The sequence below is a fragment of the Pseudomonas sp. NFX1 genome (assembly GCF_051123555.1).
Classification (GTDB): Bacteria; Pseudomonadota; Gammaproteobacteria; order Pseudomonadales; family Pseudomonadaceae; genus Aquipseudomonas; species Aquipseudomonas capeferrum.
The window spans coordinates 5,715,983-5,741,658 of sequence record NZ_CP169366.1; the positions used below are offsets into that span (position 1 = coordinate 5,715,983).

General features: G+C 62.7%; 25 protein-coding genes. 18 read left to right on the forward strand and 7 right to left on the reverse strand.

What is annotated here, in order from left to right; genetic code table 11:
- The first annotated feature begins 4 nt into the window (after window positions 1–4).
- Window positions 5–916, forward strand: coding sequence for a UDP-3-O-acyl-N-acetylglucosamine deacetylase (lpxC, locus tag DJ563_RS25760; protein WP_033702829.1), 912 nt, complete (start codon window positions 5–7; stop codon window positions 914–916).
- 47 nt (window positions 917–963) lie between these two features.
- On the opposite strand, the gene DJ563_RS25765 is transcribed toward lpxC, so the two are convergent.
- Window positions 964–1,425: a DUF721 domain-containing protein gene (locus DJ563_RS25765; protein WP_434518553.1), complete on the reverse strand. Its 462-nt coding sequence runs from the start codon at window positions 1,423–1,425 to the stop codon at window positions 964–966.
- Window positions 1,426–1,739: 314 nt separating this feature from the next.
- On the opposite strand from DJ563_RS25765, the gene secA reads away from it, so the two are divergent.
- From secA to DJ563_RS25785, 4 genes are all read left to right on the forward strand, one after another.
- Window positions 1,740–4,475: a preprotein translocase subunit SecA gene (secA, locus tag DJ563_RS25770; RefSeq protein ID WP_033702825.1), complete on the forward strand. Its 2,736-nt coding sequence runs from the start codon at window positions 1,740–1,742 to the stop codon at window positions 4,473–4,475.
- A 184-nt stretch (window positions 4,476–4,659) separates the two neighbouring features.
- Window positions 4,660–5,877 (forward strand): bifunctional glutamate N-acetyltransferase/amino-acid acetyltransferase ArgJ, encoded by a 1,218-nt coding sequence (argJ, locus tag DJ563_RS25775; protein WP_261872400.1) that lies wholly within the window; start codon window positions 4,660–4,662, stop codon window positions 5,875–5,877.
- A 52-nt stretch (window positions 5,878–5,929) separates the two neighbouring features.
- Window positions 5,930–6,562, forward strand: coding sequence for a glutathione S-transferase family protein (locus tag DJ563_RS25780; protein WP_033702823.1), 633 nt, complete (start codon window positions 5,930–5,932; stop codon window positions 6,560–6,562).
- Complete coding sequence (locus DJ563_RS25785) at window positions 6,559–7,503, forward strand: Nudix family hydrolase (protein ID WP_274100353.1); 945 nt, start codon at window positions 6,559–6,561, stop codon at window positions 7,501–7,503. Before DJ563_RS25780 ends, DJ563_RS25785 begins: the two co-directional genes overlap by 4 nt.
- A gap of 106 nt (window positions 7,504–7,609) precedes the next feature.
- Here DJ563_RS25785 and DJ563_RS25790 read toward each other — a convergent pair whose 3' ends face one another.
- From DJ563_RS25790 to DJ563_RS25800, 3 genes are read right to left on the reverse strand one after another with little or no spacing between them, the layout of a single operon-like run.
- Complete coding sequence (locus tag DJ563_RS25790) at window positions 7,610–8,176, reverse strand: cob(I)yrinic acid a,c-diamide adenosyltransferase (protein ID WP_274100352.1); 567 nt, start codon at window positions 8,174–8,176, stop codon at window positions 7,610–7,612.
- A gap of 1 nt (window position 8,177) precedes the next feature.
- Window positions 8,178–10,208, reverse strand: coding sequence for a sensor histidine kinase (locus DJ563_RS25795; RefSeq protein WP_274100351.1), 2,031 nt, complete (start codon window positions 10,206–10,208; stop codon window positions 8,178–8,180).
- A gap of 39 nt (window positions 10,209–10,247) precedes the next feature.
- A complete protein-coding gene (locus DJ563_RS25800; protein WP_434518554.1) occupies window positions 10,248–11,165 on the reverse strand; it encodes a putative 2-dehydropantoate 2-reductase in 918 nt (305 codons plus the stop codon).
- Window positions 11,166–11,265: 100 nt separating this feature from the next.
- Here DJ563_RS25800 and DJ563_RS25805 point away from each other — a divergent pair, with 100 nt between their 5' ends.
- The 3 genes from DJ563_RS25805 (at window position 11,266) to DJ563_RS25815 (ending at window position 14,162) form a co-directional block, all read left to right on the forward strand.
- On the forward strand, window positions 11,266–11,751 hold the full coding sequence (locus DJ563_RS25805; protein WP_033702818.1) for a YajQ family cyclic di-GMP-binding protein: 486 nt from the start codon (window positions 11,266–11,268) through the stop codon (window positions 11,749–11,751).
- 114 nt (window positions 11,752–11,865) lie between these two features.
- Complete coding sequence (locus DJ563_RS25810; RefSeq protein WP_033702817.1) at window positions 11,866–12,708, forward strand: mechanosensitive ion channel family protein; 843 nt, start codon at window positions 11,866–11,868, stop codon at window positions 12,706–12,708.
- Between the two features lie 209 nt (window positions 12,709–12,917).
- Window positions 12,918–14,162 carry an MFS transporter gene (locus DJ563_RS25815; RefSeq protein WP_274100101.1) on the forward strand — a complete coding sequence of 415 codons (1,245 nt, stop codon included), beginning with the start codon at window positions 12,918–12,920 and terminating at the stop codon, window positions 14,160–14,162.
- A 73-nt stretch (window positions 14,163–14,235) separates the two neighbouring features.
- On the opposite strand, the gene DJ563_RS25820 is transcribed toward DJ563_RS25815, so the two are convergent.
- Both DJ563_RS25820 and DJ563_RS25825 read right to left on the reverse strand, forming a co-directional pair.
- On the reverse strand, window positions 14,236–15,783 hold the full coding sequence (locus DJ563_RS25820; RefSeq protein ID WP_033702815.1) for an AmpG family muropeptide MFS transporter: 1,548 nt from the start codon (window positions 15,781–15,783) through the stop codon (window positions 14,236–14,238).
- A gap of 43 nt (window positions 15,784–15,826) precedes the next feature.
- A complete protein-coding gene (locus DJ563_RS25825; RefSeq protein WP_274100100.1) occupies window positions 15,827–16,180 on the reverse strand; it encodes an MGMT family protein in 354 nt (117 codons plus the stop codon).
- 151 nt (window positions 16,181–16,331) lie between these two features.
- Between DJ563_RS25825 and DJ563_RS25830 the strand changes: the two genes are divergently transcribed.
- From DJ563_RS25830 to groL, 5 genes are all read left to right on the forward strand, one after another.
- On the forward strand, window positions 16,332–17,342 hold the full coding sequence (locus DJ563_RS25830; protein ID WP_434518555.1) for a DUF481 domain-containing protein: 1,011 nt from the start codon (window positions 16,332–16,334) through the stop codon (window positions 17,340–17,342).
- 92 nt (window positions 17,343–17,434) lie between these two features.
- Window positions 17,435–18,166: a HugZ family protein gene (locus tag DJ563_RS25835; protein ID WP_274100098.1), complete on the forward strand. Its 732-nt coding sequence runs from the start codon at window positions 17,435–17,437 to the stop codon at window positions 18,164–18,166.
- Between the two features lie 65 nt (window positions 18,167–18,231).
- Window positions 18,232–18,696, forward strand: coding sequence for an FxsA family protein (locus DJ563_RS25840; RefSeq protein ID WP_033702811.1), 465 nt, complete (start codon window positions 18,232–18,234; stop codon window positions 18,694–18,696).
- Between the two features lie 247 nt (window positions 18,697–18,943).
- The gene (locus tag DJ563_RS25845; RefSeq protein WP_012274036.1) at window positions 18,944–19,237 is read left to right on the forward strand and encodes a co-chaperone GroES; all 294 of its coding nucleotides are present in this window, start codon (window positions 18,944–18,946) and stop codon (window positions 19,235–19,237) included.
- Between the two features lie 48 nt (window positions 19,238–19,285).
- Window positions 19,286–20,929, forward strand: coding sequence for a chaperonin GroEL (groL, locus tag DJ563_RS25850; RefSeq protein WP_033702809.1), 1,644 nt, complete (start codon window positions 19,286–19,288; stop codon window positions 20,927–20,929).
- Between the two features lie 80 nt (window positions 20,930–21,009).
- Here the strand turns inward: groL and DJ563_RS25855 are convergent, their stop codons facing one another.
- Entirely contained in the window at window positions 21,010–21,738 is a 729-nt protein-coding gene (locus tag DJ563_RS25855) for a phosphatase PAP2 family protein (RefSeq protein ID WP_274100096.1), read from the reverse strand.
- A gap of 181 nt (window positions 21,739–21,919) precedes the next feature.
- Here DJ563_RS25855 and colR point away from each other — a divergent pair, with 181 nt between their 5' ends.
- The 5 genes from colR (at window position 21,920) to DJ563_RS25880 (ending at window position 25,623) form a co-directional block, all read left to right on the forward strand.
- A complete protein-coding gene (colR, locus tag DJ563_RS25860; protein ID WP_003255215.1) occupies window positions 21,920–22,603 on the forward strand; it encodes a two-component system response regulator ColR in 684 nt (227 codons plus the stop codon).
- On the forward strand, window positions 22,593–23,903 hold the full coding sequence (locus DJ563_RS25865; RefSeq protein WP_274100095.1) for a sensor histidine kinase: 1,311 nt from the start codon (window positions 22,593–22,595) through the stop codon (window positions 23,901–23,903). The genes colR and DJ563_RS25865 overlap by 11 nt, the downstream gene beginning before the upstream one ends.
- A 107-nt stretch (window positions 23,904–24,010) precedes the next feature.
- A complete protein-coding gene (locus DJ563_RS25870; RefSeq protein WP_033702806.1) occupies window positions 24,011–24,691 on the forward strand; it encodes a class I SAM-dependent methyltransferase in 681 nt (226 codons plus the stop codon).
- Window positions 24,692–24,697: 6 nt separating this feature from the next.
- The gene (locus DJ563_RS25875; protein ID WP_033702805.1) at window positions 24,698–25,399 is read left to right on the forward strand and encodes a lipopolysaccharide kinase InaA family protein; all 702 of its coding nucleotides are present in this window, start codon (window positions 24,698–24,700) and stop codon (window positions 25,397–25,399) included.
- Complete coding sequence (locus DJ563_RS25880) at window positions 25,396–25,623, forward strand: hypothetical protein (protein WP_033702804.1); 228 nt, start codon at window positions 25,396–25,398, stop codon at window positions 25,621–25,623. The genes DJ563_RS25875 and DJ563_RS25880 overlap by 4 nt, the downstream gene beginning before the upstream one ends.
- The last annotated feature ends 53 nt before the right edge of the window (window positions 25,624–25,676 follow it).

Sequence of the window (25,676 nt, forward strand, 5' to 3'; positions counted from 1 at the left end):
TGCCATGATTAAACAACGCACCCTGAAGAATACCATCCGTGCCACAGGTGTCGGCCTGCACTCCGGGGAGAAGGTATACCTGACCCTGAAGCCTGCACCTGTTGACACCGGCATCGTCTTCCGCCGCGCCGATCTCGACCCTGTGGTCGAAATCCCGGCGCGCGCGGCCAACGTCGGCGAGACAACCATGTCGACGACGCTGGTCAACGGTGACGTCAAGGTCGATACGGTCGAGCACCTGCTCTCCGCCATGGCGGGCCTGGGCATCGATAACGCCTACGTCGAGCTCTCCGCCTCGGAAGTGCCGATCATGGATGGCAGCGCCGGACCCTTTGTATTCCTGATTCAGTCTGCCGGCCTGGAAGAACAGGACGCCCCCAAACAGTTCATCCGCATCCTGCGCGAAGTGACAGTGGAGGAGGGCGACAAGCGCGCCACCTTCCTGCCTTTCGAAGGGTTCAAGGTGAGCTTCGAGATCGACTTCGATCACCCGGTCGTCAGCGGCCGGACCCAGAGCGCCAGTGTGGATTTCTCCAGCACGTCGTTCGTGAAAGAAGTCAGCCGTGCCCGCACCTTCGGTTTCATGCGGGACATCGAGTACCTGCGCAAGCATAACCTTGCGTTGGGCGGCAGTGTCGAAAACGCCATCGTGGTAGATGAGACTGGCGTGCTGAACGAAGACGGCCTTCGTTATGAAGACGAATTCGTCAAGCACAAGATTCTCGACGCCATTGGCGACCTCTACCTGCTGGGCAACAGCCTGATTGGCGAGTTCAAGGGCTACAAGTCCGGGCACGCGCTGAACAACCAGCTGCTGCGCAAGCTCATTGCTGAAACCGATGCCTGGGAAGTGGTCACTTTCGAAGATGCCAGTACGGCACCGATCTCGTACATGCGCCCTGTTGCGGCCGTGTAAGTTCGAACACTCTCTAGTTCATTAAGGCCACCTTCGGGTGGCCTTTTTTATACCTGCTTTTTATCCCGGGCATGGCTGGCGAGCCGTTCCAGCGCGGCGCGCAGCTTGGGGTCGGTAATACCCTCGGCGGTATCGCGAAGGCTTTCGGCGGCATTGCTCGACAGCTCGGTGGCATGCCCGCCACGCTTGGCGGGTACCAGCGGCGGTTGCACCTTGTACAGGATGCGCCGCAGGTTGCCGAACGCTTCCATGGCTTGCAACTCGCGCATCAGGCGTTTCTGCTGATAGCGCAGGCGGGTGGCCCAGTGGCCGTCGGTCACCACCAGCAACAAGGTACCGTCACGCCAGGAGGCAACGTGGCAATGCTCGCGGGCGGCCGGCTGCAGCTGGCTTTCCAGCAGGCGCTGCAGGTGTTCCAGTCGTTCGGCCTGGTTCAACAGCAGGCGCAGCGGACGGACCTGGCGCAGCAGTGCCGAGGGAAGCTGGGCGGGGGAGGGTTTATAGGCCATGCGGGTACGTATGAAGTTACAAGATCGGCAGTCTAACAGATGCGGGGTTATCGATTGCCTGCACTGGCCGCTTCGCCGATAAACACCGGATACGAGCTATTCTCGATACGTTTCATCTTTCTCAGCCTTGAACTCAGGGAAAATGCCCCTATCTAAGAAACGCCCCTGCCAAAACGCTGTACCAGCATCGTGGAAATCCACCACTTTCCTCACCATCGTTTCCGGGTAGAATGCTCGTTCGCATGCGGCCTTAGGGCTGCACGGGCGACTCATGGGGCCGCCCTCCATCCCTACGTGTGGAAGATCCTGCCGATATGTTTGCGCCTTTGTTAAAGAAACTTTTTGGAAGCAAGAATGAGCGTGAAGTCAAACGCATGCTCAAGACGGTGACTATCGTCAATGCCTTCGAAGAGAAGATGGTGGCCCTCTCCGATGAGCAACTGCGGGGCAAGACCGCAGAGTTCAAGGAACGCTTGGCCAAAGGCGAGACACTGGACCAACTGCTGCCCGAAGCCTTCGCCGTGGCCCGTGAGGCCGGCAAGCGTGTGATGGGCATGCGCCACTTCGACGTGCAGCTGATCGGCGGCATGACCCTGCACGAGGGCATGATCGCAGAAATGCGCACCGGTGAAGGCAAGACCTTGGTCGGTACCTTGGCCGTCTACCTCAACGCATTGTCCGGCAAGGGCGTGCACGTGGTGACCGTCAACGACTACCTGGCCCGCCGTGACGCCAACTGGATGCGCCCCTTGTACGAGTTCCTCGGTCTGTCCGTGGGCATCGTCTCGGCTTTCCAGCCGCCGGAAGAAAAGCGCGCTGCCTACGCCTCTGACATCACCTACGGCACCAACAACGAATTCGGTTTCGACTACCTGCGCGACAACATGGCGTTCAGCCAGGAAGAGAAGTTCCAGCGTGAACTCAACTTCTCGGTCATCGACGAAGTCGACTCGATCCTCATCGACGAAGCCCGTACTCCGCTGATCATTTCCGGGCAGGCCGAAGACAGCTCCAAGCTGTACATCGAGATCAACCGTCTGATCCCGCGTCTGACCCAGCACATCGAGGAAGTCGAGGGCCAGGTCACTCAGGAAGGCCACTTCTCCATCGACGAGAAGAGCCGCCAGGTCGAGCTCAACGAAGCGGGTCACCAGTTCATCGAAGAGATGCTCACCCAGGCCGGCCTGCTGGCCGAGGGCGAGAGCCTCTACTCGGCGCACAACCTGGGCCTGCTGACCCACGTCTACGCTGGGCTGCGCGCGCACAAGCTGTTCCACCGCAACGTCGAATACATCGTCCAGGACGGCCAGGTCCTGCTGATCGACGAGCACACCGGCCGTACCATGCCCGGCCGTCGCCTGTCCGAAGGCCTGCACCAGGCCATCGAAGCGAAAGAGAACCTGAACATTCAGGCCGAGAGCCAGACCCTGGCTTCGACCACCTTCCAGAACTACTTCCGCCTTTACACCAAGCTGTCCGGCATGACCGGTACGGCCGACACCGAAGCGTTCGAGTTCCAGTCGATCTACGGCCTCAACGTGATGGTGATCCCGCCGAACAAGCCGCTGGCGCGCAAGGACTTCAACGACCTGGTGTACCTGACCGCCGACGAGAAATACGCTGCGATCATCGCCGACATCAAAGAAAGCATGACCCTGGGTCGCCCGGTACTGGTGGGAACTGCCACCATCGAAACTTCCGAGCACATGTCGAACCTGCTGCTCAAGGAAGGTATCGAGCACAAGGTACTGAACGCCAAGTACCACGAGAAGGAAGCCGAGATCATCGCCCAGGCGGGTGCTCCGGGCGCGTTGACCATCGCCACCAACATGGCTGGCCGTGGTACCGACATCCTGCTGGGCGGTAACTGGGAAGCCGAAGTGGCTGCCCTGGACAGCCCGACCGCCGAACAGATCGCGCAGATCAAGGCCGACTGGCAGAAGCGCCACCAGCAGGTGATCGAGTCGGGTGGCCTGCATGTGATCGCCTCCGAGCGTCACGAGTCGCGCCGTATCGACAACCAGCTGCGTGGCCGTTCCGGCCGTCAGGGTGACCCAGGTTCCAGCCGCTTCTACCTGTCGCTCGAAGACAGCCTGATGCGCATCTTCGCCTCCGATCGGGTGAAGAACTTCATGAAGGCACTGGGCATGCAGTCCGGCGAGGCGATCGAGCACCGCATGGTCACCAACGCCATCGAGAAAGCCCAGCGCAAGGTCGAAGGCCGCAACTTCGACATCCGCAAGCAGCTGCTCGAATACGACGACGTGGCCAACGAGCAGCGCAAGGTGATCTACCACATGCGCAACAGCTTGCTGGCGGCCGAGAACATTGGCGATACCATCGCCGAATTCCGCAAGGAAGTGCTGGACGCTACCATCAGCCAGCACATCCCGCCGCAATCGCTGCCCGAGCAGTGGGACGTGGCCGGCCTGGAGGCCTCGCTGGCGAGCGATTTCGCCATGAAGCTGCCGATCCAGCAATGGCTCGACGAGGACGACCACCTCTACGAAGAGACCCTGCGCGAGAAGCTGCTGAGCGAGATCACCAGCGCCTACACCGAGAAGGAAGACCAGGCCGGCATCGACGCCCTGCGTACCTTCGAGAAGCAGATTCTGCTGCGTGTGCTGGACGACCTGTGGAAAGACCACCTGTCGACCATGGACCACCTGCGCCACGGTATTCACCTGCGCGGTTATGCGCAGAAGAACCCGAAGCAGGAGTACAAGCGCGAGTCGTTCACGCTGTTCCAGGAGCTGCTCGAGTCGATCAAGCGCGACACCATCCGCGTGCTGTCGCACGTTCAGGTGCGCCGCGAAGACCCGATCGAAGAAGAAGCCCGCCTGCGCCGCGAGGCCGAAGAACTGGCCAGCCGCATGCAGTTCCAGCATGCCCCTGCGCCAGGCCTTGAAAGCGAGCAGCTGAGTGAAGAGGGCGCCGAAGTGGCCGTGGCCACGGCACCGGTGCGCAATGACCAGAAGCTGGGCCGCAACGAGCCATGCTGGTGCGGTTCGGGCAAGAAGTTCAAGCATTGCCATGGGCAGATCGAGTGATCTGATCTGACTCTTGTAAAAGCCTGGGGCCGCTTTGCGGCCCTTTCGCGACACAAGGCCGCTCCTACAGGTACCGCGCTCGTCTACGGATTGGCGCGGCCCCTGTAGGAGCGGCCTTGTGTCGCGATGGGGCGCAAAGCGCCCCCGTTTTTCGACATTAACCGTTTTATCTAGGAGCGCTCTAATGGCTGTTGGTCTTGGTCCTTTGCCCACCCTGCACCCGGTTCCGGGTTTTGAACTCGGCATCGCTTCTGCCGGCATCAAGCGCCCTGGGCGCAAGGATGTGGTGGTCATGCGCTGTGCCGAAGGCTCCAGCGTCGCTGGCGTGTTCACCCTCAACGCCTTTTGCGCCGCTCCGGTTATCCTCTCCAAGCAGCGCGTTCAGGGCACTGTGCGTTACCTGTTGACCAACACCGGCAACGCCAACGCCGGTACCGGTGCACCTGGCCTGGCCGCTGCCGAGCGCACCTGCGCCAAGCTCGCCGAGCTGACCGGCGTGCCGGCCGAGTCGGTACTGCCATTTTCCACCGGTGTGATCGGCGAGCCGCTGCCAGTCGAGAAGATCGAAGGCGCCCTGCAGGCCGCCCTGGACGACCTGTCGGAAAACAACTGGGCTGAAGCCGCCACCGGCATCATGACCACCGACACCCTGCCCAAGGGTGCCAGCCGCCAGTTCCAGCACGATGGCGTGACCGTCACCGTTACCGGCATCAGCAAAGGCGCCGGCATGATCCGCCCGAACATGGCCACCATGCTCGGCTACATCGCCACCGACGCCAAGGTCGCACCCCAAGTGCTCAAGGACCTGATGCTCGATGGCGCCAACAAGTCGTTCAACCGCATCACCATCGATGGCGACACCTCGACCAACGACTGCTGCATGCTGATCGCCACCGGCAAGGCCAACCTGCCGGAAGTCACCGAAGCCAGCGGTGCGCTGTTCGAAGCCCTGAAAAAGGCCGTATTCGAAGTGTGCATGGACGTGGCCCAGGCCATCGTCCGTGACGGCGAAGGCGCCACCAAGTTCGTCACCGTGCAGGTCAACGGCGGGGGTAACCACCAGGAATGCCTGGACGTCGGTTACGCCGTGGCTCACTCGCCGCTGATCAAGACCGCGCTGTTCGCCTCCGACCCCAACTGGGGCCGCATTCTGGCGGCCGTTGGCCGTGCCGGCGTGCCAGAGCTGGATGTCAGCCTGATCGACGTGTACCTGGACAACGTCTGCATCGCCAGCCAGGGCGGCCGTAGCCCTAGCTATACCGAGGCACAGGGTTCGGCGGTAATGGCCCAGGAAGAGATCACCATCCGCATCGAGCTGGGCCGCGGTGCGTGCAGCGAAACCATCTGGACCACCGACCTGTCCCACGAGTACGTGAAGATCAACGCCGAATACCGCACCTGATGCATGTGGGGCCGCGTGCGGCCCCATAACCCCAGACAAATGGAGCCGAACCATGAGCTACCACCTGATCATCGGCGACAAGTTGCATTCCTCCTGGTCGCTACGCGGCGCCCTGGCCCTTGAGCTGGCTGGCGTTGCCTACGAAGAAACCCTGATCAAACTCAACCAGCCCGACACCCGCCAACGCCTGCTCGCTTACTCGGCCACCGGCAAGGTGCCGTTGCTCAAGACCGAGCACGGTGTGATCGCCGACTCGCTGGCCATCGCCGAATACCTCAACGAACGCCACCCAGAGGCCCAGCTGTGGCCTGCCGACGTGGCTGCCCGTGCTCAGGCTCGTTCGGCCTGCGCGCAGATGCACAGTGGCTTCTTCGCCCTGCGCGGGGCGATGCCGTTCGACCTGGCCCGTGATGAAGCCCTGGAGAACGTGCCGCTGGACGTGCAGGTCGATATCGACCGTATCGTCGCGCTGTGGTCCGAGTGCCGCTTGGTAGCCAAAGACAGTGGGCCGTTCCTGTTCGGCAAGCCGACTCTCGCTGACGCCTACTTCGCCCCGGTGGCTGTGCGCTTGCGCACCTACCGCGTTGAGGTGCCGGCAGAGGCGGCAACGTACATCGAGACCATTTACCAGTGGCCGGCCTTCAAGGCCTGGCAACAGGCTGGCCTGGCGGAGCGCGCAGGGTGAAACGCATTCATGTAGTGGCCGCAGTGATCCGCGGCGCCGATGGCCGCATTCTTATCGCGCGACGGGCTGATACCCAACACCAGGGCGGCCTATGGGAATTCCCGGGCGGCAAGGTGGAAGAGGGCGAGAGCGTCGAAGCGGCGCTGGCCCGCGAGCTTCGTGAGGAGCTGGGTATCGAAGTGACCCGTTCACGGGCGCTGATCAAGGTCAGCCACGATTACCCGGACAAACAGGTGTTGCTGGATGTTCGCGAGGTCGAGGCATTCACCGGCGAGCCCCATGGTGCCGAGGGCCAGCCGTTGGCCTGGGTAACACCACGCGAACTGCCGCAGTACGACTTCCCCGAGGCCAACAAGCCGATTGTCGCCGCCGCGCGCCTGCCGGACCAGTATCTGATCACCCCCGATGGCCTTGAAGTGCCTGAGATGCTCAAGGGCATCCAGAAGGCGGTCGCCAGCGGCATACGCCTGATTCAGTTGCGTGCGCCGGACATGTACGACCCCAAGTACCGCGACGTGGCGGTGGATGCGGTCGGCTTGTGTGGCGGCAAGGCCCAACTGATGCTCAAGGGGCCGCTGGAGTGGCTGGGCGATTTCCCATCTGCGGGTTGGCACCTGACGGCCGCGCAGCTGCGCAAGTATGCGGCCAAGGGGCGGCCATTCCCTGAGCACCGTTGGTTGGCGGCGTCCTGCCACAGTGCAGAAGAGCTGGCGCTGGCGGAACAGATGGGGGTCGACTTCGTCACCCTGTCGCCGGTGCAGGCGACGCAGACGCATCCTGAGGCCGTGCCGCTGGGCTGGGATGAGGCGCAACGGCTGGTTGCGGGCTTCAGCCGGCCGGTGTTCTTGCTGGGTGGGGTCGGGCCGGGTGAGCGTGAGCGCGCTTGGGAACTCGGCGCACAAGGCGTTGCCGGGATTCGGGCGTTCTGGCCTGAGATTTGAGTCGCCAGTACTGGGGCCGCTTTGCGGCCCATTCGCGGGGCAAGCCCGCTCCCACACGAGGATCGCGCAGTACCTGTGGGAGTGGGCTTGCCCCGCCCTGGCACTCTCAGCCTTGAGGCTTTTCTGCGGGTTGCCACAGCACCTCGGCAACCCCCTGCCGGCGGCCAATGATCCGCGCGGCTACGAACAATAGATCCGACAGCCGATTGATATACGCCAACGCCACCCCTTCCAGCGGTTCCACCGCGTTCAGCTGCTGGCAGCGGCGCTCTGCGCTGCGCGCCAGGCAACGACACACATGCGCGTGCGCCACCAGTGCCGAGCCACTGGGCAGGATGAAGTTCTTCAACGGCCCCAGCTCCTCGTTCCATACATCGATTGCCGCTTCCAGCCGCTGCACTTCGGCCAAGTTCAACGCTTGGTAACTGGGCATCGCCAGTTCGCCACCGAGGTCGAACAAGCGGTGCTGACAAGGCGCCAGCACCTCGCTGACCTCAGCCAGCCCTTGCTCGGCCAGCCCTGCCAGCAGCAGCCCGAGCTGGCTGTTGAGGCTGTCCACCTCGCCAATCGCTTCGATGCGTGGGTGGTCCTTGGGCACCCGACGGCCGTCGCCCAGGCCGGTTTCGCCTTGGTCGCCAGTGCGGGTGTAGATCTTCGACAGGCGGTAGCCCATGTCATGCCTCCGTGGTGTTCGGTGCCGTCGCTGCCGGCTGGCCGAGGGGCAGGCGCAGGGTGAAGCATGTGCCCTGGCCGGGCGTGGACTGCACCTCCATCTGCCCCTTGTGGTTGTTGGTGATGATGAAATACGAGACCGAAAGGCCCAGGCCGGTGCCTTGGCCGATCTCCTTGGTGGTGAAAAACGGCTCGAAGGTGCGCTTGCGCACGGCTTCGGGCATGCCCACGCCGTTGTCCTCGACCTGGATTTCGGCCCAGGGCGGGTTGAGCCGGGTGCGCAGGGTGATGCGCCCAGGCTCGCTGGGTTGCGGGCGCAGGTGAATGGCCTGGGCGGCGTTTTTCAGCAGGTTGAGCAGCACCTGTTCCAGCTCGTTCGCGGTGCACGGCACCGGCCCGAGGTGTGGGTCGAACTGGCGCACGATGGCCTGGCCCTTGAAGTCGAAGCCGATGGCCAGGTCGAAGTCGTTGCTGGCGATCTCCAAGGCCTGGTCGATCAGTGCCGGCAGGTCGCAAGGTGCCAGCTGGCGATTGCTGCGGCGGCTGAAACTGAGCATGTGGGTGACGATCTTGGCGGCCCGCGCACCGGCCTGCTGAATCCCGTCGAGCAACTGCGGCACTTCGCGGCTGTCCAGGTAGCGGTTGACGGTGGGCAGGTCGATGCCGAGCTCTTCGGCTTGTTCCTGGTTGCGCGGTAACTCCGGGGACAGGCGGCGGCGGATATTCTGCACATTATGCAAAATGGCCCCCAGCGGGTTGTTGATCTCGTGAGCCATGCCAGCGGCCAGGCCACCTACCGAGAGCATCTTCTCTGACTGCACCATCATCTCTTCCAGGGACAGGCGCTGGGTGATGTCGTCGATCCGGATCACCACGCCGCGGCCGCCACCGCCCATCAGTGGATAGAAGGTCAGGGCGTAGTGGCGCAGTTCATCGCCCTTGGGCCAGGTGACGCGCTCGATTTTCGCTACCCGGTGTTTTTCCACGGTTTCCTTGAGCTGCGGCAAGAATGGCTTGAGCGGCTCGAAGGCGATGAAGATCGGCTGGTTCAGGGCCTCGTCCAGCGGTGTCCCGGAGAGCACGGTAGCCTCGTGGTTCCACTGGGTGACGTAGAGCTGCTCGTCGAGGGCGATCAGGGCCGAGGGCATGGAGTCGATGATGCTGTTGAGGTAATTCTGGAAGCCTGTGAGTTTTTTCTCGATCTTGCTGCGCACCTGGACTTCCAGCTCCAGCTTGCGGTTGGTATGGCGGGTTTCTTCGGCCAGGCCCTGGGCCTGGTCGTAGGCGGTCTGGAATTCATCGCGGGTGCGCTTGAGCTGCTGCTCGCGGGCTTCGATGCGCGAGAGCATGGTATTGAACGCCTCGGCCAGGCTGCCGATTTCGTCGTCGTTGCCGCGCCGGGCACGCAGGGCGTAGCTCTCTTCGCGGGTGACCTGGCGGCTGAGTTCTTCGAGCTGGTTGATCGGCTGGGTGATCAAGCGCTTGATTTGCCGGGCCACGACGATCCACAGCAGGATGCTGAACACCAGGATGCCCAGGCTGGCGCTGAGCGTGCCGGTGTAGAAGGCGGTGGGCAGTTCGCTGCTGGCCACCAGCAGCAGGTGTGCGGGTGGGTTGGCGTCGCGTGGGATGCGGATCAGCTGCGTGCTGCGAAACTCCATCAGGCGCCAGCCGTCGATGTCGCGAAAGCGCCTGGGCAGCGCCAACGGTTCGCCGTGCTGGAGTTGTGCCAGCATGCGGCCATCGCCGCCGTACACCGCCGCCGCGCGTAATGGCGTGTAGCTGTCCAGCTCCTTGAGCAAGGCGCTGGCGGTGTCCGGGGTGTCGCCTGCCCGGGTCGCCAGCTGTGGGTTGGACACCAGCCGGCCGATGGTCTGCAGGGCCTGGGGCGCCATGCTTTCCTGGGTGATCCAGTAGGCGGCGCTGATGAAGGTCAGGTTGGCCACCAGCAGAATGGTCACCAGCAGCACCAGCAGGGCCGCCAGCAGCTTTTGCCCGACCGGGAGGTTTTCCAGGCGTTGGCGCAGGGTCATGGGCAAGGCAATGTCCGTCTCCGGTTGAAAGGGCCAGCGTCAGGCGCTGGGCAAGCCACGTGCCTGCAGGTTATCGACCAGGCACCGGTGCAGGCGTTCCAGCTGCGGGAGCTGCAGGCCATGACGATCGGCGGCGCGGCAGGCGTGGCCGAGCAGGTAATGGACCTCGGTTCGCCGCCCGGCTCGCACGTCCTGGTACATGGAAGAGTAGTTGGCGGCGGTGGCGAGGATCACCCGTTGCACTTCTTCGTCCAGGTCCTCGGCAGCCTGGGGTTGGCCACAGCGACGCAGCAGTTCGGCCAGCTCGTCGCACAGGGCAGTCACTTCGCCCAGGTGCTCCAGCAGGCCGCCGTTGCGGCACTCGTGCAGCACGGTCAGTGGGTTGATCGCGCAATTTAGCGCCAGCTTGCGCCACAGGCGGGGGAGGATATCCACGGTCCATTCGGCCGGGATGCCGGCGTCGTGCAGGTCATCGAACCATTCCGGGAGCGCCGGCGTCAGCGGGTCACCCAGCCAGTTGAAGCCATGGCCGGCGAAGCGCACTTGCCAGTCGTCCTCGCGAAAAGCCCCTTCGGTACTGGAGGCGAAGATGCAGCGGGCATGGGGGACCTGGTCGGCGACTTCGTCCTGGCTGCCGAGGCCGTTCTGCAGCAGCACCAGCTCGGCGCCGTCGGCCAGCCTGGGCGCCAAGCGCGCGATGGCCGGTGCGGCGTCATACGCCTTGCAGGCCACCAGCAGCCGGTGGATCGGGCCGTCGCCCTCGGCGGTTTCGGCGGGGATCGCGTAGTGGTTGGCGGTGTCCTGTTCGTGCAACGTCAGGCCGCCTACCTGCTGATAGGCCTGCAGCCGTTGCGCGTCGCGCAGAATCAAGCGTACCGCCTTGCCCGCGCGCGCCAGGCGGCAAGCCCAGAGGCTGCCCAGGCTACCCGCGCCGAGAATATGCCAGGTGCTGCTCATATGCGTTTCGCAACCCGTTATAATGAGTCCGCATTTTAACCGTCTAACTCAGCGTGCTCCATCTTCAGGCCGAGCGCGCTTTTATTTTTGGAGAAAAACCATGCCTTCGTTCGACGTGGTATCGGAACTGGACAAGCACGAAGTGCAGAACGCTGTAGACAACGCCGTCAAGGAACTCGACCGCCGGTATGACCTCAAGGGCAAGGGCAACTTCGAGTTCAAGGACAAGGACCAGACCGTGCTGCTGACCGCCGAAGCCGAATTCCAGCTCGAGGCGATGATCGAGATCCTGCGCGGTGCGCTGGTCAAGCGCAAGATCGACGTCAAATGCCTGGAAACCAAGGACGCCTACCCGTCCGGCAAGGAAATGAAACAGGAAGCCAAATTCCGCGAGGGCATCGACAAGGAGCTGGCGAAGAAGATCGTCGCTCACATCAAGGATGCCAAGCTCAAGGTTCAGGCCGCCATCCAGGGTGAGCAGGTGCGTGTCACCGGCAAGAAGCGCGACGACCTGCAAGAGGCGATCGCCGCCCTGCGCGCCAAGGAATTCGACATGCCGCTGCAGTTCAACAACTTCCGCGATTGATCGGGGCGTTGCCAGGAACCTCGATGGCGCAATGATGTCCATGGGGGCCGTGGCCGCGGAAATGCCCGCGGCCAGTTTTACCGTGCACATGCCGTTCGGCATCAGGAGATGAACATGGATTTGAACGCTGAAGTCGATCAGCTGGTCCGCCAATCGCAGACCTGGATCCCCTTGATCATGGAATACGGCAGCCGGGTGTGCCTGGCGTTGCTGACCCTGGCTATCGGCTGGTGGATCGTCAACAAGCTCAGCGCGCGCCTGGGCAAGCTGGTCGGCCTGCGCAACGCCGACCTGGCGCTGCAGGGGTTCATCAGCACCCTGGCCAATATCATCTTGAAGATTCTGCTGTTCGTCAGCGTGGCGTCGATGATCGGCATCGAGACCACCTCCTTCGTTGCCGCTATCGGCGCCGCGGGCCTGGCCATCGGCCTGGCCTTGCAGGGCAGCCTGGCGAATTTCGCCGGCGGCGTGCTGATCTTGATGTTCCGCCCGTTCCGCATTGGTGACTGGATCGAGGCGCAGGGTGTCAGTGGCACCGTGGACAGCATCCAGATTTTCCATACCGTGCTGCGCACGGGTGACAACAAGACGGTGATCATGCCCAACGGCAGCTTGTCCAACGGCATCATCACCAACACCAACCGCCAGCCGACCCGCAAGGTGGTGTTCGACGTGGGCGTGGATTACGACGCCGACCTGCAAAAGGCGCGTAATGTGCTGCTGGAACTGGCCCAGGACCCACGTGTGCTGGCCGACCCGGCGCCGCAGGCAGTGATTTCGACGCTGGGCGACAGCTCGATCACCGTGTCGCTGCGCATCTGGACCAAGACCTCGGACTACTGGGATGTGATGTTCATGCTCAACGAGCATGCCCGTGACCGGTTGAAGGCCGAGGGTATCGACATTCCGTTTCCGCAGCGGGTGATTCGTGTGGTGCAGGAGACGGCTACGCAGTAAGCAACGCTTCAAGGCCGGGGCCGCTATGCGCCCCTTCGCGGGGCAAGCCCGCGCCCACAGGACAACGCCGTACCTGTAGGCGCGGGTTTGCCCCGCGAAGGGGCGCACAGCGGCCCCAGCTTTTTCCGCGCCTATTACATTTGTTCACAGCCAAGCCCTGCCATTTCTGGCATACAGGCTGACCCCACCTGTTCCCGCTGAAATTCACCATGAAACCACTGCTGTACATCACCCCCCTCCGAGCCCTGTTGTTCGGCCTGACCCTGGCCCTGTTCGAGTTGCTCACCTACCTGGCCAGCGACGCTGTGATGCCGGCCATGCCCGTGGTGGTCGGCGACCTCAATGCCAGCCCCGAATACATCCCCCATGCCCTGAACCTGTACCTGCTCGGTGGCGTGGTGCTGCAGTGGTTGATTGGCCCCCTGGCCGACCGCTACGGCCGCCGCCCGCTGCTGTTGGGCGGTTGCGTGTTCTTCGGCGTGGCGTGCCTGGCGACGTTCTGGGTGCACGATATTGGCCTGTTCAACCTGCTGCGCCTGTTGCAGGGCATTGGCCTGGGCTTTGTCGTCACGGTCAGCTACCCGGCCCTGAACGAGGCGTTCAGCGAAGCCGACGCAGTGCGCATGATGGCCCTGCTGGCCAACATTGCCCTGCTGTCGCCGCTGCTCGGCCCCCTGGTGGGCACCTTGCTGCTGCAATGGCTGGACTGGCGCTGGCTGTTCGTGGCCTTCGCCATCGGTGCGGTGCTGGCCTGGGTGCTGTTGTACCGGTTGATGCCGGAAACCCTGGGCGTGGAGCGGCGCGACGGTTCGCGTCTGCCCTTTACCCCGATCCATTTGCTGCCGTTGTTGTCCGGCTACGGCCAACTGCTGGCCAACCGTCGCTTTGTCGCCGGTAGCGCCGCCCTGGGCTTGGTCGGGCTGCCCTTGATTGGCTGGATCGGCCTGTCGCCGGTGCTGCTCATCCATGACGAAGGGTTGAGCACGATGGAGTATGCGTTGTGGCAGCTGCCGGTGTTCGGCGGGCTGATCCTCGGCAACCTGATCATCAACCGTATTGCCGACCGTTACTCGCTGCCAGCCCTGGTGCGTGGCGCATTGTGGCCCTACCTGGCGGGCCTGTCGCTGATGGTGCTGGCGACCTGGTACTGGCCAAGCGTGACCAGCGTGGTGGCCGGCATGTCGCTGTATGCCCTGGGGCTGGGGGTGGCCAACGCCGTGCTGTACCGCATGACGCTGTTCGCCAGCGATCAGAGCAAAGGGCTGGTCTCGGCCATGTTGGGGATGATCACCATTGCCTTGCTGGGCCTGGGCGGGGCGCTCATGGCGATGATCGGGGCGGGTGCCAGTTTGCTGCACTTTGCCTTGGCGGCCAGTGTGGCGGGGGCGCTGGCGCTCTGGCCGTTGTGGTTCGTTGTGGGTGGGCGGTCTGGGGAAGGCGCCGTAGCCCAGTAGCATTCGTCGCCTGTACCGCCTCTGTGGGCGCGGGTTCACCCGCGAAGAGGCCGGTACAGGCGGCGAGGTACCCTCAGGGCCGTTCGGCCGCTGGGTTCTCCTCGGGCACCGGTTTGCCGGGCCCGGCTTCCTGACGCCACTGCAGGGCGATCAGAATCAGCGTCGGCACGCCCAGCAGGGCAGTGATCAGGAAGAAGTCGTGGTAGCCGAACTTCTCCACCATGACCCCCGAGTAGCCGCCGATCAGCCGTGGCAGCAACAGCATGATCGAGCTGAGCAGCGCGTACTGGGTGGCCGAGAACTTCAGGTTGGTCAGGCTCGACAGGTAGGCGACGAACGCCGAGGTGGCCATGCCGGAGCTGAAGTTGTCCAGCGAGATGGTGACCACCAGCATGTCCAGGTTCGGGCCCATGTCGGCCAGCATCAGGAACAGGATGTTGGTCGCCGCCGAGGCCACGCCACCGATGAACAGGATCGGCATGATGCCGAAACGCACGATCAGCAGGCCGCCGACACCGGCACCGACCAATGTCATGATCAGGCCGAAGATCTTGCTGACGCTGGCGATCTGGTCCTTGGTGAAGCCCATGTCGATATAGAACACGTTGGCCATCACGCCCATGACCGTGTCCGACATGCGATAGGTGGCGATCAGCCCCAGCAGCAGCAGGGCCTGCCAGCGGTAGCGGGCAATGAAGTCGTTGACCGGGGTCAGCACCGGGGCAAGGCCGCGACGGCCCATGGTCGACAGGCACGCCCAGGTCAGCAGCACGTACAGAATCAGGCGCAGGAAGGCGCGGTCTTCCAGCAGCAGGTCAAGTGGGGTGGCGTCACCGAAGATCACGCTGGCCCAGTCGGTATTGAACAGTTGGGTGAAGCTGGCAGGCACCGACACCAACAGCAAGATCAGCACGAATACCGACGCCAGCTGATGGACCAGGCCATAACGCGCCGCCGACAGCTGGGTACGCAGCGGCACCGAGGGTTCACGCATGACCAGGGTGGTGAACAGCGCCGGCAGCATCAGCAGGGCGAACATGATATAGGTGCCGGCCCAGGCCTTGTGCAGGTAGCTGAACCCGGTGGAGCCGAACCATTCGGCGAAGAACAGCGCGCCTGCCGTGGCCAGCAGGGCCGCTACCCGGTAGCCGGCCATGTAGCTGGCGGCGAGCGCGGCCTGACGCTGGTCATCGGCAATTTCCAGGCGATAAGCATCGACGGCGATGTCCTGGGTCGCCGAGGCGAACGCCACGAGCACGGCCATGGCAATCAGCCACGACAGGTGTTGCTGCGGGTCGCACAGGCTCATGCCGACCAGCCCGACCACCACCAGCGCCTGGGACAGCAGCAGCCATGAGCGGCGGCGCCCCAGGCCTCCAAGCAGTGGCAGGCGCCATTGATCGAGCAGCGGCGACCAGACCCATTTGAAGGCATAGGCCAGGCCGATCAGGCTCGCGTAACCAATGGTCTCGCGGGCAACGCCTGCTTCGCGCAGCCATACCGAAAGGGTCGAGAACACCAGCATGTAGGGCAGGCCGGCGGCAAAGCCGAGCAGCAGAAGTACCAGGGTTGACGGGCTGGCATAGGCAGCGAGCGCAGCGCGCCAGGTTTTACGGGGCATGGGCCAACATCTGCCTCAAGTTTTCGAAAACAAAGCGCGCACTCTAACCGCTGTGCTCCATCGGGCGCCAGCCATGGCGCGTCATATCCACACGATTATTGGTTACATTCACGCCTTCTGCGCGCAACCGCGCCCGTTGTTCGTCGCCTGACGGCGTGCCCAATGCCAGGCTCAGGCGCCCGCCCGCGGCGAGTACCCGGTGCCAGGGCAGGCGGGTATCGCCTGGCAGTTGTCCGAGGGTGCGCCCAACCCAACGTGCCGCGCGGCCAAGGCCGGCCAGCTCGGCAAGCTGGCCGTAGCTGACCACCTTGCCCGCGGGCACTTGCCCGAGCACCGAATACAGTGCCGTTCGTCGGGCTTGTGGCGTTTCCAGTGTGTGCCCGTATGCCTCAGACATCAGTGCCCCCGTGGCCTGTGGATGAAACCGGACCAGTGGCGAGGCAAATGCGAGTTGAACTCAACGGCATGTGCTCGGTCTTTCCTTGCTCTGGTTGTCCGTATCTGGATAATGCCCGGCTTTTTCGACGAATCGAACCCGTAGTCCGCCTATGTATTCTAGATCCCTGTTGTGCCTGTTAGCTGCCTCCCTGTGCACCGCGCCCGCGTTTGCCGACACCGTGTGGATGAAAAACGGTGACCGCCTGAGCGGCAAGATCAAAGTTTTCGATGGCGGCAAACTGCTGCTGGAGACCCCCTATGGCGGGTCTATCGCGCTGGACTGGAAAGAAGTCCAGACCCTGGAAAGCGACCAGGAAATGCTGGTCAAGCAGGATGCCTACAGCGGTGAGCGGGCCAAGTCGTTGAAAGCCGCCGAAGCCGGCAAGGTCACCCTGGCCAACGGCGAGGCGCCCAAGACCGTCGAGCTGGCCAGCATCGAGCAGATCATGAAGCCCAAGCCGGTGGTCGAGGACCTGGTCTGGAAAGGCAACGTCGACGTCGCCCTCGACTACAAGCGTGCCGAGAATGACACCGACGACTACGACGTCAGCTTCAAGACCACTGCCCGCCATGGCCGCTGGCGCCACAACGCCGAGGGCGAGTACAACCGCGAGACCAAGGACGACGTCACCACCACCGACAACTGGAGTGCCGAGTACGCCCTTGACCGCTTCATTACCGAGAAGTGGTTCTGGCAGGGCCGCATGGAGTACAAGCGCGACCGCATCGAGGACCTGGCCCGCCAGCGCACCGTGGGTACCGGCCCGGGCTACCAGTTCTGGGACGACGAGCTGGGCGCGTTCTCGCTGGGTTCGCTGATCAACCGTACCGACTTCGAATACCAGGACGGCGCCAAGGACAACTTCTATGCCGCGGCGGTCAAGTGGGACTACACCCGCTACCTGATCGGCAAGAATGTGCAGCTGTTCACCAATGGCGAAGTCGCCAAGCCGCTGGGCAGCGTGGCCAACTACTCGCTGGATGCCGAAATGGGCCTGCGCTACAAGGTCACCGAATGGGCCTCGCTCAACCTCAAGGCAGAGAAGGACATCATCAGCGGTACGCGTGACAGTGACCTGGACAAAACCCGTTACACCGCAGGCTTCGGCGTGACCTGGTAAATACCCAGCAAGTGTCAGCGGCCTTTTGTGGCAGCGGCGGGTGATAATGCTTATCTTGTCACCCATCCAGTCCGCTGCCAGGAGCGCCCTTCGTGAGTACCAATGCCATCCGCCCCGCCCGGGAACTGCTGCTCAAGGAATACCGCGGCGTGCTCTCGACCCACTCCAAGTCCATGCCCGGTTTCCCGTTCGGCTCGGTCGTGCCGTATTGCCTGGATGCACAGGGCAACCCGCTGATCCTTATCAGCCGCATTGCCCAGCACACCCACAACCTGCAAAAAGACCCCAAGTGCTCGCTGCTGGTCGGCGAACGCGAAGCAGAGGATGTGCAGGCAGTCGGCCGTCTGACGGTCATGGCCGAGGCGCACAAGCTGGTGGACGAAGCCGCCATCGAAGCCGCCGCCCAGCGCTACTACCGGTACTTCCCCGACGCCGGCAATTACCACAAGGCCCACGACTTCGACTTCTGGGTGCTGCAGCCGGTGCGTCACCGCTACATCGGCGGTTTTGGCGCCATCCACTGGCTTGACCAGGTGACCCTGGCCAACCCGTTCGCGGGCAAGGCCGAAGCGAGCATGATCGAGCATATGAACAGCGACCACGCCAAGGCCATTGCCCACTACGTCGAACTGACCGAGCTGCCACGCTCTGTGCCTGCGCAGATGGTCGGTATCGACAGCGAGGGCATGCACCTGCGCATCGGCCAGGCGGTCCATTGGCTGGCGTTCCCAAGCCCATGCAATACGCCGACACAAGTGCGCGAAGCCCTGGTTTTGCTGGCGCACGCCGACCAGTGGCCGGTTGCGGCTGAAGTCGAGGGTTGAAATTGGGAGCTTGCGCATCCATCTGAGGTCTTATTGGGAGGTTCTCTTCCGTCGAGGAATCTTTGATGCGTGCTTTTCTACTGCTGTTTTTGCTGTTTCCTGTGCTGGAGCTGTTCGTCTTCGTCAAGGTCAGCGCGGCGATCGGGTTTTTCCCCGCGCTGCTGCTGATCATCGCCGGTTCCGCGCTGGGTGTGCTGGTTATGCGGGTGGCCGGGCTGGCCACCGCACTGCGTGCCCGTGAAAGCCTGCAGCGCGGCGAACTGCCCGCTGAGGACATGTTCCAGGGGTTGATGATGGCGGTGGGTGGCGGCCTGCTGTTGCTGCCGGGCTTCATCAGTGACGTGCTGGGCCTGATCTGCCTGTTGCCATTCACCCGTCACCTGGCCGCGCGCAAAATGCGCCAGCGTGCCGAGGAGCAGGCCCTGCGCCAGCGGGCGTTTCAGGACGATCCGTTCCAGGCACAGCCGCCTCGTGACGCCGGCCACCGGCCCAATGTGATCGAGGGCGAATACGAGCGTCGCGACAAGTAACCTGCCGGGGCCGCTTCGCGGCCCCTGTTGTTTTCACCTTATGCCTTTGATGAAAATTTTTACGTATCAAGCCTTGTAATTGCATATGGCGGCCTCATGTATGGGTCACCGCAAGGTTTCTGGTGGCAACACCAGACATGACTCAGGTGGTTCGCCCCGTGCGGGCCACCCCCGGCAACGCCGGACCGCATCAACCCGCCGGTGTCGATACCGGCCGATGAAAACCACAATTTGGGAGAGATCGACAATGAAGCTTCGTCCTCTGCATGACCGCGTAGTCATCCGTCGCAGCGAAGAAGAATCGAAAACCGCTGGCGGTATCGTCCTGCCGGGTTCGGCCGCTGAAAAACCAAACCGCGGCGAAGTTGTTGCCGTCGGCACCGGTCGCATCCTGGAAAATGGCGAAGTGCGCGCGCTGGCCGTGAAAGTGGGTGACAAAGTGGTTTTCGGCCCTTACTCGGGCAGCAACACCGTGAAAGTCGATGGCGAAGACCTGCTGGTAATGGCCGAGAACGAGATTCTCGCCGTTATCGAAGGCTGATTTCCCCGACTTCCCGTTATTCCAAAGCATTTCAAGGATTAAACGATCATGGCTGCTAAAGACGTAAAATTCGGCGATTCCGCCCGTAAGAAAATGCTGGTTGGTGTCAACGTTCTGGCTGACGCGGTAAAAGCGACCCTGGGCCCGAAAGGCCGCAACGTGGTCCTGGCCAAGAGCTTCGGCGCACCGACCATCACCAAGGACGGCGTTTCCGTTGCCAAAGAGATCGAGCTGAAAGACGCGTTCGAGAACATGGGCGCCCAGCTGGTCAAGGAAGTCGCTTCCAAGGCCAACGATGCAGCCGGTGACGGCACCACCACCGCTACCGTTCTGGCTCAGTCCATCGTCAACGAAGGCCTGAAAGCCGTCGCTGCCGGCATGAACCCGATGGACCTGAAGCGCGGTATCGACAAGGCTACCGCCGCTGTCGTCGCCGAGCTGAAAAACCTGTCCAAGCCATGCGCCGACTCCAAGGCCATCGCCCAGGTAGGCACCATCTCCGCCAACTCCGACAGCTCCATCGGTGAAATCATCGCCGAAGCCATGGAAAAAGTCGGTAAAGAAGGCGTGATCACCGTTGAAGAAGGCTCGGGCCTGGAAAACGAACTGTCTGTCGTTGAAGGCATGCAGTTCGACCGTGGCTACCTGTCGCCGTACTTCGTCAACAAGCCGGACACCATGGTTGCCGAGCTGGAAGGCCCGCTGCTGCTGCTGGTCGACAAGAAGATCTCCAACATCCGCGAGCTGCTGCCAGTACTGGAAGCCGTTGCCAAAGCCGGCCGTCCGCTGCTGATCGTTGCAGAAGACGTTGAAGGCGAAGCGCTGGCTACCCTGGTAGTCAACAACATGCGCGGCATCGTCAAGGTTGCTGCGGTCAAGGCACCGGGCTTCGGCGACCGCCGCAAGGCCATGCTGCAGGACATCGCTGTCCTGACCGGCGGCCAGGTCATCTCCGAAGAAATCGGCCTGTCCCTGGAAACCGCTACCCTGGAGCACCTGGGTAACGCCAAGCGCGTCATCCTGTCCAAGGAAAACACCACCATCATCGACGGCGCTGGCGCCGACACCGAGATCGAAGCACGCGTCAAGCAGATCCGTGCCCAGATCGAAGAGACTTCCTCGGACTACGACCGTGAGAAGCTGCAAGAGCGTCTGGCCAAACTGGCTGGCGGTGTTGCCGTGATCAAGGTCGGTGCTGGCACCGAAGTCGAGATGAAAGAGAAGAAAGCCCGCGTTGAAGACGCCCTGCACGCTACCCGTGCAGCCGTTGAAGAAGGCGTGGTGCCTGGCGGTGGTGTTGCCCTGGTACGCGCTCTGAACGCTATCGTTGACCTCAAAGGCGACAACGAAGACCAGAACGTCGGTATCGCACTGCTGCGTCGCGCTGTTGAATCGCCGCTGCGTCAGATCACTGCCAACGCCGGCGACGAGCCAAGCGTTGTGGCCGACAAGGTCAAGCAGGGTTCGGGCAACTTCGGTTACAACGCTGCTACCGGTGAGTACGGCGACATGATCGAGATGGGCATCCTGGACCCAGCCAAGGTCACCCGTTCGGCACTGCAAGCTGCTGCTTCGATTGGCGGTCTGATGATCACCACCGAAGCCATGATTGCTGATGCTCCGAGCGACGCTCCAGCTGGCGGCGGTATGCCAGACATGGGCGGCATGGGTGGCATGGGCGGCATGATGTAAGCCAGCCTTACCCCCTAGCAGCATGAAAAAGCCCCGGCTCGCGAGAGCCGGGGCTTTTTCGTTCTTCTACGGCCCCTCTTTCAGGCCACGCGGCGCTCAGCGGCAGGCGCCTCGACCATGCCCCGCCGATACAGAACCAGGTAATACGAGCCCAACCCGATCAACCAGCAGAACACTGCCGTCCACACGTTGTGCGACAGAAAGTGCGCGCCCTGCATCATCCGCCCAACCGACAACACTGAACCGGCCACCACTGCTACCACCAATGCCACCCGGGCCAGGCGCGGGCGACGGTCGCGCAGCGCGAAGAACAGCGCAAACAGGCAAAATCCGGTCGCGGCATGGCCGCCTGGCCAGCACAGCCCGGGCTTGTCGGTAGCGGGCCGCGCCTCCAGCAGCTTGCTGTAGGTTTCCTTGCCGCCGAACTGGCTCAGGCTCCAGGGGCACTGTACCTGGGTGACCTTTTTAAGCGGTGTGACAAACGCCGTGGACAAACTCAACGCCAGCACCAGGCAGCCCAGTTCTCGGCGCCAGCCAAACAAGCGCTTCCAGAAGAAACTCAGGGCAAATGTCAGCAACGCCAGCAAGCCCAGCACGATCACCACCTGCTTGACCCCGTCATGCAGCACGTTCTCCAGCCAGTAGCTGTGGCGCCCGATGAATTGCCCGGCGGCCGGGTCGAAGAACAGGTTGGCCACGTCCATGTCGACCGAGGTCAGCTCAAGCAGGGCCAAGGCCACTGCCGTCACCAACGGGATACCCAAGTACAGCCAGAGGTTGATCGGGCGAGGGCGGCTACGTTCGTGCATGACGACTCCAGGGCGCAAAAAAGATCGGGCATTATCGAGTGGCCGCTATCCTGTGTCCGTGAAGGATCAGTGAAAAAACTGTCAACGGCGGCGAATTTCGCCTGGGGGTGGCACAGTGCAGGCATTGGCCTTAAGCTGCGCCTGCCGCGCACCACAGCGAAGCGCCGCACAGGAGACCCCGATGCGCATTCTATTGGTTGAAGACAACCGCGATATCCTTGCCAACCTGGCTGATTACCTGGGCATGAAAGGCTACACCGTCGACTGCGCCCAGGACGGCCTGTCAGGTTTGCACCTGGCGGCCACCGAGCATTACGACCTGATCGTGCTCGACATCATGCTGCCCGGCATCGATGGCTACACCCTGTGCAAGCGCCTGCGCGAAGACGCCCGGCGTGACACCCCGGTGATCATGCTCACCGCCCGCGATCAACTGGACGACCGCCTGCAAGGCTTCCGCTCCGGGGCCGACGATTACCTGCTCAAGCCCTTTGCCCTGTCGGAGCTGGCCGCCCGCATCGAAGCGGTGCTGCGCCGCGCCCAGGGCGGAGGCCGCCGCACCTTGCAGGTCGCCGACCTCAGCTACGACCTCGACACCCTGGAAGTCACGCGTCAGGGGCGCCTGCTCAAGCTCAACCCGGTCGGCCTCAAGCTGCTTGCCGTGCTGATGCAAAAAAGCCCGCACGTGCTGCGTCGCGAGGTACTGGAAGAAGCCCTGTGGGGCGACGACTGCCCAGACAGCGACAGCCTGCGCAGCCATGTGCACCAGTTGCGCCAGGTGATCGACAAACCGTTCGAAAAACCGCTGCTGCATACCGTCCATGGCGTCGGCTATCGCCTCGCCGAGGGCCGCGATGGAGTTTAAGCAAAGCCTTGCCCAGCGCATCATCATCGCCTTTGCGTTGATGAGCGCGCTGGTCGCCGGGGCCTTCGCCTTCGGCATCGTCGCCACTGTGCATCTGGTTGAAGAGCGGCTGATTTCCACGGTACTGGGCGGCGACCTGCAGCGCCTGTTGCGCATGGACAGCGTGAGCGACTGGAGCCATCGACCGCGCCCTGACCAGCTGTTCTATTTCAGCGGCGGGCGTGATGATTTCGAGTTGCCCAAAGACTTGCGTCATCTCGACAGCGGCTTCCATGAGGTATTTCGCGATCAGCTGTCGTACCACGCGATGGTCGAGATCGTCGACGGTCGCCGTTATGTGCTACTGCAGGATCAGAGCGATTTCGAAGAGCGCGAGCGCGTGCTGTTCGCGGTGGTGGTCGTGGGCTTTGTGCTCAGCCTGGTGCTGGCCGTCATCCTTGGCTGGCTGGTGGCACGCAGGGTGATGGCGCCGGTGATCCGCCTGGCGCGTCAGGTACGCCATCGTGACCAGCTGCTCGGCCTGGCGCCGCCCTTGGCGCCCGATTATGCGGCAGACGAAGTCGGCCAGTTGGCCGTTGCCTTCGACGACACGCTGGGCCGCCTGCGCGATGCCTTGACCCGCGAGCGGCTGTTCACCAGCGACGTCAGCCATGAACTGCGCACGCCGTTGATGGTGCTGGCCACGTCGTGCGAGCTGTTGATGGAAAACCAGACACTGGACCCGCGTGCGCGCAGCCAGGTCGAGCGGGTCGCCCGGGCTACCGAGGAGATGCGCGAACTGGTCAAGACCTTCCTGATGCTGGCCCGTGCCCAGCGCGACGAGGGCGCCGTGGCCTCGAAGGCAACCCTGCGCGAGGTGGCCGACGAACTCACCGGCGTGTGGCGCGATACCATCGAGCAGAAAGGGCTCACCCTCTATTTCGATGGTCGAGTCAGCGCCAGCCCGGTCCTGTACAACGCCACCTTCCTGCAATCGGTAATGGGCAACTTGCTGCGCAACGCCGCGCACTACACCGACAGCGGTTACATTCGCCTGAGCCTTGAAGCCAATGGGTTCAGCGTGGAAGACAGTGGTGTGGGTATCCCCGAAGAGCAGCGCGAGGCGATGTTCAAACCCTTCGTGCGCGGTGCCGAACGGCGGGGCGAAGGGCTGGGCTTGGGCCTGTCACTGGTGCAGCGCATCTGTGACGACCAGGGCTGGCGGGTCACCCTGACATCGACCTTGCCGCACGGCTGCCGCTTCCAGGTGGACCTCAGCAAAAGTGTGGAGGTGGGTGACCCTTCGTCGCTCATTGGGTAATGTTTGGTAATACCTCCCGAAAGGACTAACACTTTTTTCACATTGGCATAACCTGATTCCAACGCTTGCTTTCCTAAAGTGGGCGTACTGGAGTCAGGAGATGCCCAATGCGTAGCCCCATCAAGCTTGAATTTTCCGAGAAATACGACCAAGAACACGCGCGCGAATATTTTCTCAAGCATCAGGATGGCCTGGCACGTCGCCTTTCCCACAAACGTGACGAGCAGTTGGCGCGTCGCGCCCTGGCCTTGGCCGGTGAGCCGGGCCTGGTGCTGGACCTGCCCTGCGGTGCGGGGCGCTTCTGGCCGCTGCTGGCGGAAAAACCCAACCGGGTGATCATCGGTGCCGACAACTCCGAGGCGATGATCGAGACAGCCTGTGCCGCGCAACCGCCAGAGGTGGTCGCACGGGTACGGCCCTTGCAGACTTCAGCGTTCGCCATCGACCTGCCGGACAATTCGGTCGACAGCATTTTCTGCATGCGCTTGTTCCACCACATTGGCGAAGCCGCCCACAGAAAGACGATTCTTTCGGAATTTCAACGAGTTAGCCGTGATAGTGTGATCCTGTCGCTGTGGGTGGATGGCAACTTCAAGGCCTGGCGACGGAAAAAGCTCGAGCAGCGCCGTAGCGCCAAGACTGAGCAGGACAATTACCAGAACCGTTTCGTGTTACCAGCGGATACGGTCGAAGAAGAATTCAAGGCAGCCGGCTTCAGAATTCAGGAACGCTTGGACTTCCTGCCGTTCTATGCCATGTGGCGAGTCTATGTATTGCGCAAGGGGTAGTGTTTGATGGCTGTAGCCCGGAACGGGGAATCGCGGTTCGATTTTTACTGGCGCCAGCAGGGTGAGTGGGTCGAGGAACCCAACCAGCGGCGGGGTGGCGAGAGTGGCGTGCAACGCCTCAACGACGCCAGCGGCAAACTGCTGTATGCCAAGCGCCAGGTCGGGCACATCTATCGCAGCTTGCTGCACCCTTTTGGCCGGCCGACCGTATTGCGTGAACTCGATGCGCTCAACAGCTTCGAGCAATTGGGTGTGCGTGTACCGCGCATCGTCTTTTGTGGTGCCGAGCGCGATGCCGATCATCAATGGCGGGCGCTGCTGGTCAGCGAAGCGCTGGATGGCTTCATCGAACTCGACACCTGGCATGCCGAAGGTGCCCGCGAGCGTTATCCGCAGGTGGTGCATGAGCGCATGCTCAAGGACCTGGCCGATAACCTGGCGCGCATGCACCTGGGGCATTGGCAGCACGGCTGCCTGTATGGCAAGCATGTCTTCATCAAGGTCATCGGCGAGGGCGAACAGGCGCGGGTCGAAGTCGCCCTGCTGGACCTGGAGAAATGCAGGCGGCGTATCAGCTGCCAGCGCGCGGCCGGTAACGACCTGCGTCAGCTGCGCCGCCACTCGTCGTTGAATGATGCGGAATGGAAAACATTGCTCTACTTTTACCAGATGGCGTTTGGCAGCGTTGTCAAAGGGTTAGAGCAATGAAACTAGAAATCGCTCGAGCTTTGTTCCTGGTAGCCGGGTTGGCCGTGACCACCGTGGCGGTGGCCGCCTGGGAAGAGCCGAAGCCGATGGTGTTCAGCAAGGCCGAGATGGCGGACCAGTGCGCATTGCCGCGGGTGGCAAAGCAGCAAGCGCAGGCCAAGCCAGATCAGGACCTGTTGCTGTTCCTGTTCGGTTTGCGTCAGGGGTTGCGGCCGTTCGGCTGAACCCTGGTTGAGTGTAAAAAGCCAGAGGCCCCGTATCACGGGGCCTCTGGCTT

Excerpts from the sequence above, each read along its gene's own strand:
- lpxC (WP_033702829.1), top strand. The coding sequence starts at position 5 with ATGATTAAACAACGCACCCTGAAGAATACCATCCGTGCCACAGGTGTC.
- DJ563_RS25765 (WP_434518553.1), bottom strand. The coding sequence starts at position 1,425 with ATGGCCTATAAACCCTCCCCCGCCCAGCTTCCCTCGGCACTGCTGCGC.
- secA (WP_033702825.1), top strand. The coding sequence starts at position 1,740 with ATGTTTGCGCCTTTGTTAAAGAAACTTTTTGGAAGCAAGAATGAGCGT.
- argJ (WP_261872400.1), top strand. The coding sequence starts at position 4,660 with ATGGCTGTTGGTCTTGGTCCTTTGCCCACCCTGCACCCGGTTCCGGGT.
- DJ563_RS25780 (WP_033702823.1), top strand. The coding sequence starts at position 5,930 with ATGAGCTACCACCTGATCATCGGCGACAAGTTGCATTCCTCCTGGTCG.
- DJ563_RS25790 (WP_274100352.1), bottom strand. The coding sequence starts at position 8,176 with ATGGGCTACCGCCTGTCGAAGATCTACACCCGCACTGGCGACCAAGGC.
- DJ563_RS25795 (WP_274100351.1), bottom strand. The coding sequence starts at position 10,208 with ATGACCCTGCGCCAACGCCTGGAAAACCTCCCGGTCGGGCAAAAGCTG.
- DJ563_RS25800 (WP_434518554.1), bottom strand. The coding sequence starts at position 11,165 with ATGAGCAGCACCTGGCATATTCTCGGCGCGGGTAGCCTGGGCAGCCTC.
- DJ563_RS25805 (WP_033702818.1), top strand. The coding sequence starts at position 11,266 with ATGCCTTCGTTCGACGTGGTATCGGAACTGGACAAGCACGAAGTGCAG.
- DJ563_RS25810 (WP_033702817.1), top strand. The coding sequence starts at position 11,866 with ATGGATTTGAACGCTGAAGTCGATCAGCTGGTCCGCCAATCGCAGACC.
- DJ563_RS25815 (WP_274100101.1), top strand. The coding sequence starts at position 12,918 with ATGAAACCACTGCTGTACATCACCCCCCTCCGAGCCCTGTTGTTCGGC.
- DJ563_RS25820 (WP_033702815.1), bottom strand. The coding sequence starts at position 15,783 with ATGCCCCGTAAAACCTGGCGCGCTGCGCTCGCTGCCTATGCCAGCCCG.
- DJ563_RS25825 (WP_274100100.1), bottom strand. The coding sequence starts at position 16,180 with ATGTCTGAGGCATACGGGCACACACTGGAAACGCCACAAGCCCGACGA.
- DJ563_RS25830 (WP_434518555.1), top strand. The coding sequence starts at position 16,332 with ATGTATTCTAGATCCCTGTTGTGCCTGTTAGCTGCCTCCCTGTGCACC.
- DJ563_RS25840 (WP_033702811.1), top strand. The coding sequence starts at position 18,232 with ATGCGTGCTTTTCTACTGCTGTTTTTGCTGTTTCCTGTGCTGGAGCTG.
- DJ563_RS25845 (WP_012274036.1), top strand. The coding sequence starts at position 18,944 with ATGAAGCTTCGTCCTCTGCATGACCGCGTAGTCATCCGTCGCAGCGAA.
- groL (WP_033702809.1), top strand. The coding sequence starts at position 19,286 with ATGGCTGCTAAAGACGTAAAATTCGGCGATTCCGCCCGTAAGAAAATG.
- DJ563_RS25855 (WP_274100096.1), bottom strand. The coding sequence starts at position 21,738 with ATGCACGAACGTAGCCGCCCTCGCCCGATCAACCTCTGGCTGTACTTG.
- colR (WP_003255215.1), top strand. The coding sequence starts at position 21,920 with ATGCGCATTCTATTGGTTGAAGACAACCGCGATATCCTTGCCAACCTG.
- DJ563_RS25865 (WP_274100095.1), top strand. The coding sequence starts at position 22,593 with ATGGAGTTTAAGCAAAGCCTTGCCCAGCGCATCATCATCGCCTTTGCG.
- DJ563_RS25870 (WP_033702806.1), top strand. The coding sequence starts at position 24,011 with ATGCGTAGCCCCATCAAGCTTGAATTTTCCGAGAAATACGACCAAGAA.
- DJ563_RS25875 (WP_033702805.1), top strand. The coding sequence starts at position 24,698 with ATGGCTGTAGCCCGGAACGGGGAATCGCGGTTCGATTTTTACTGGCGC.
- DJ563_RS25880 (WP_033702804.1), top strand. The coding sequence starts at position 25,396 with ATGAAACTAGAAATCGCTCGAGCTTTGTTCCTGGTAGCCGGGTTGGCC.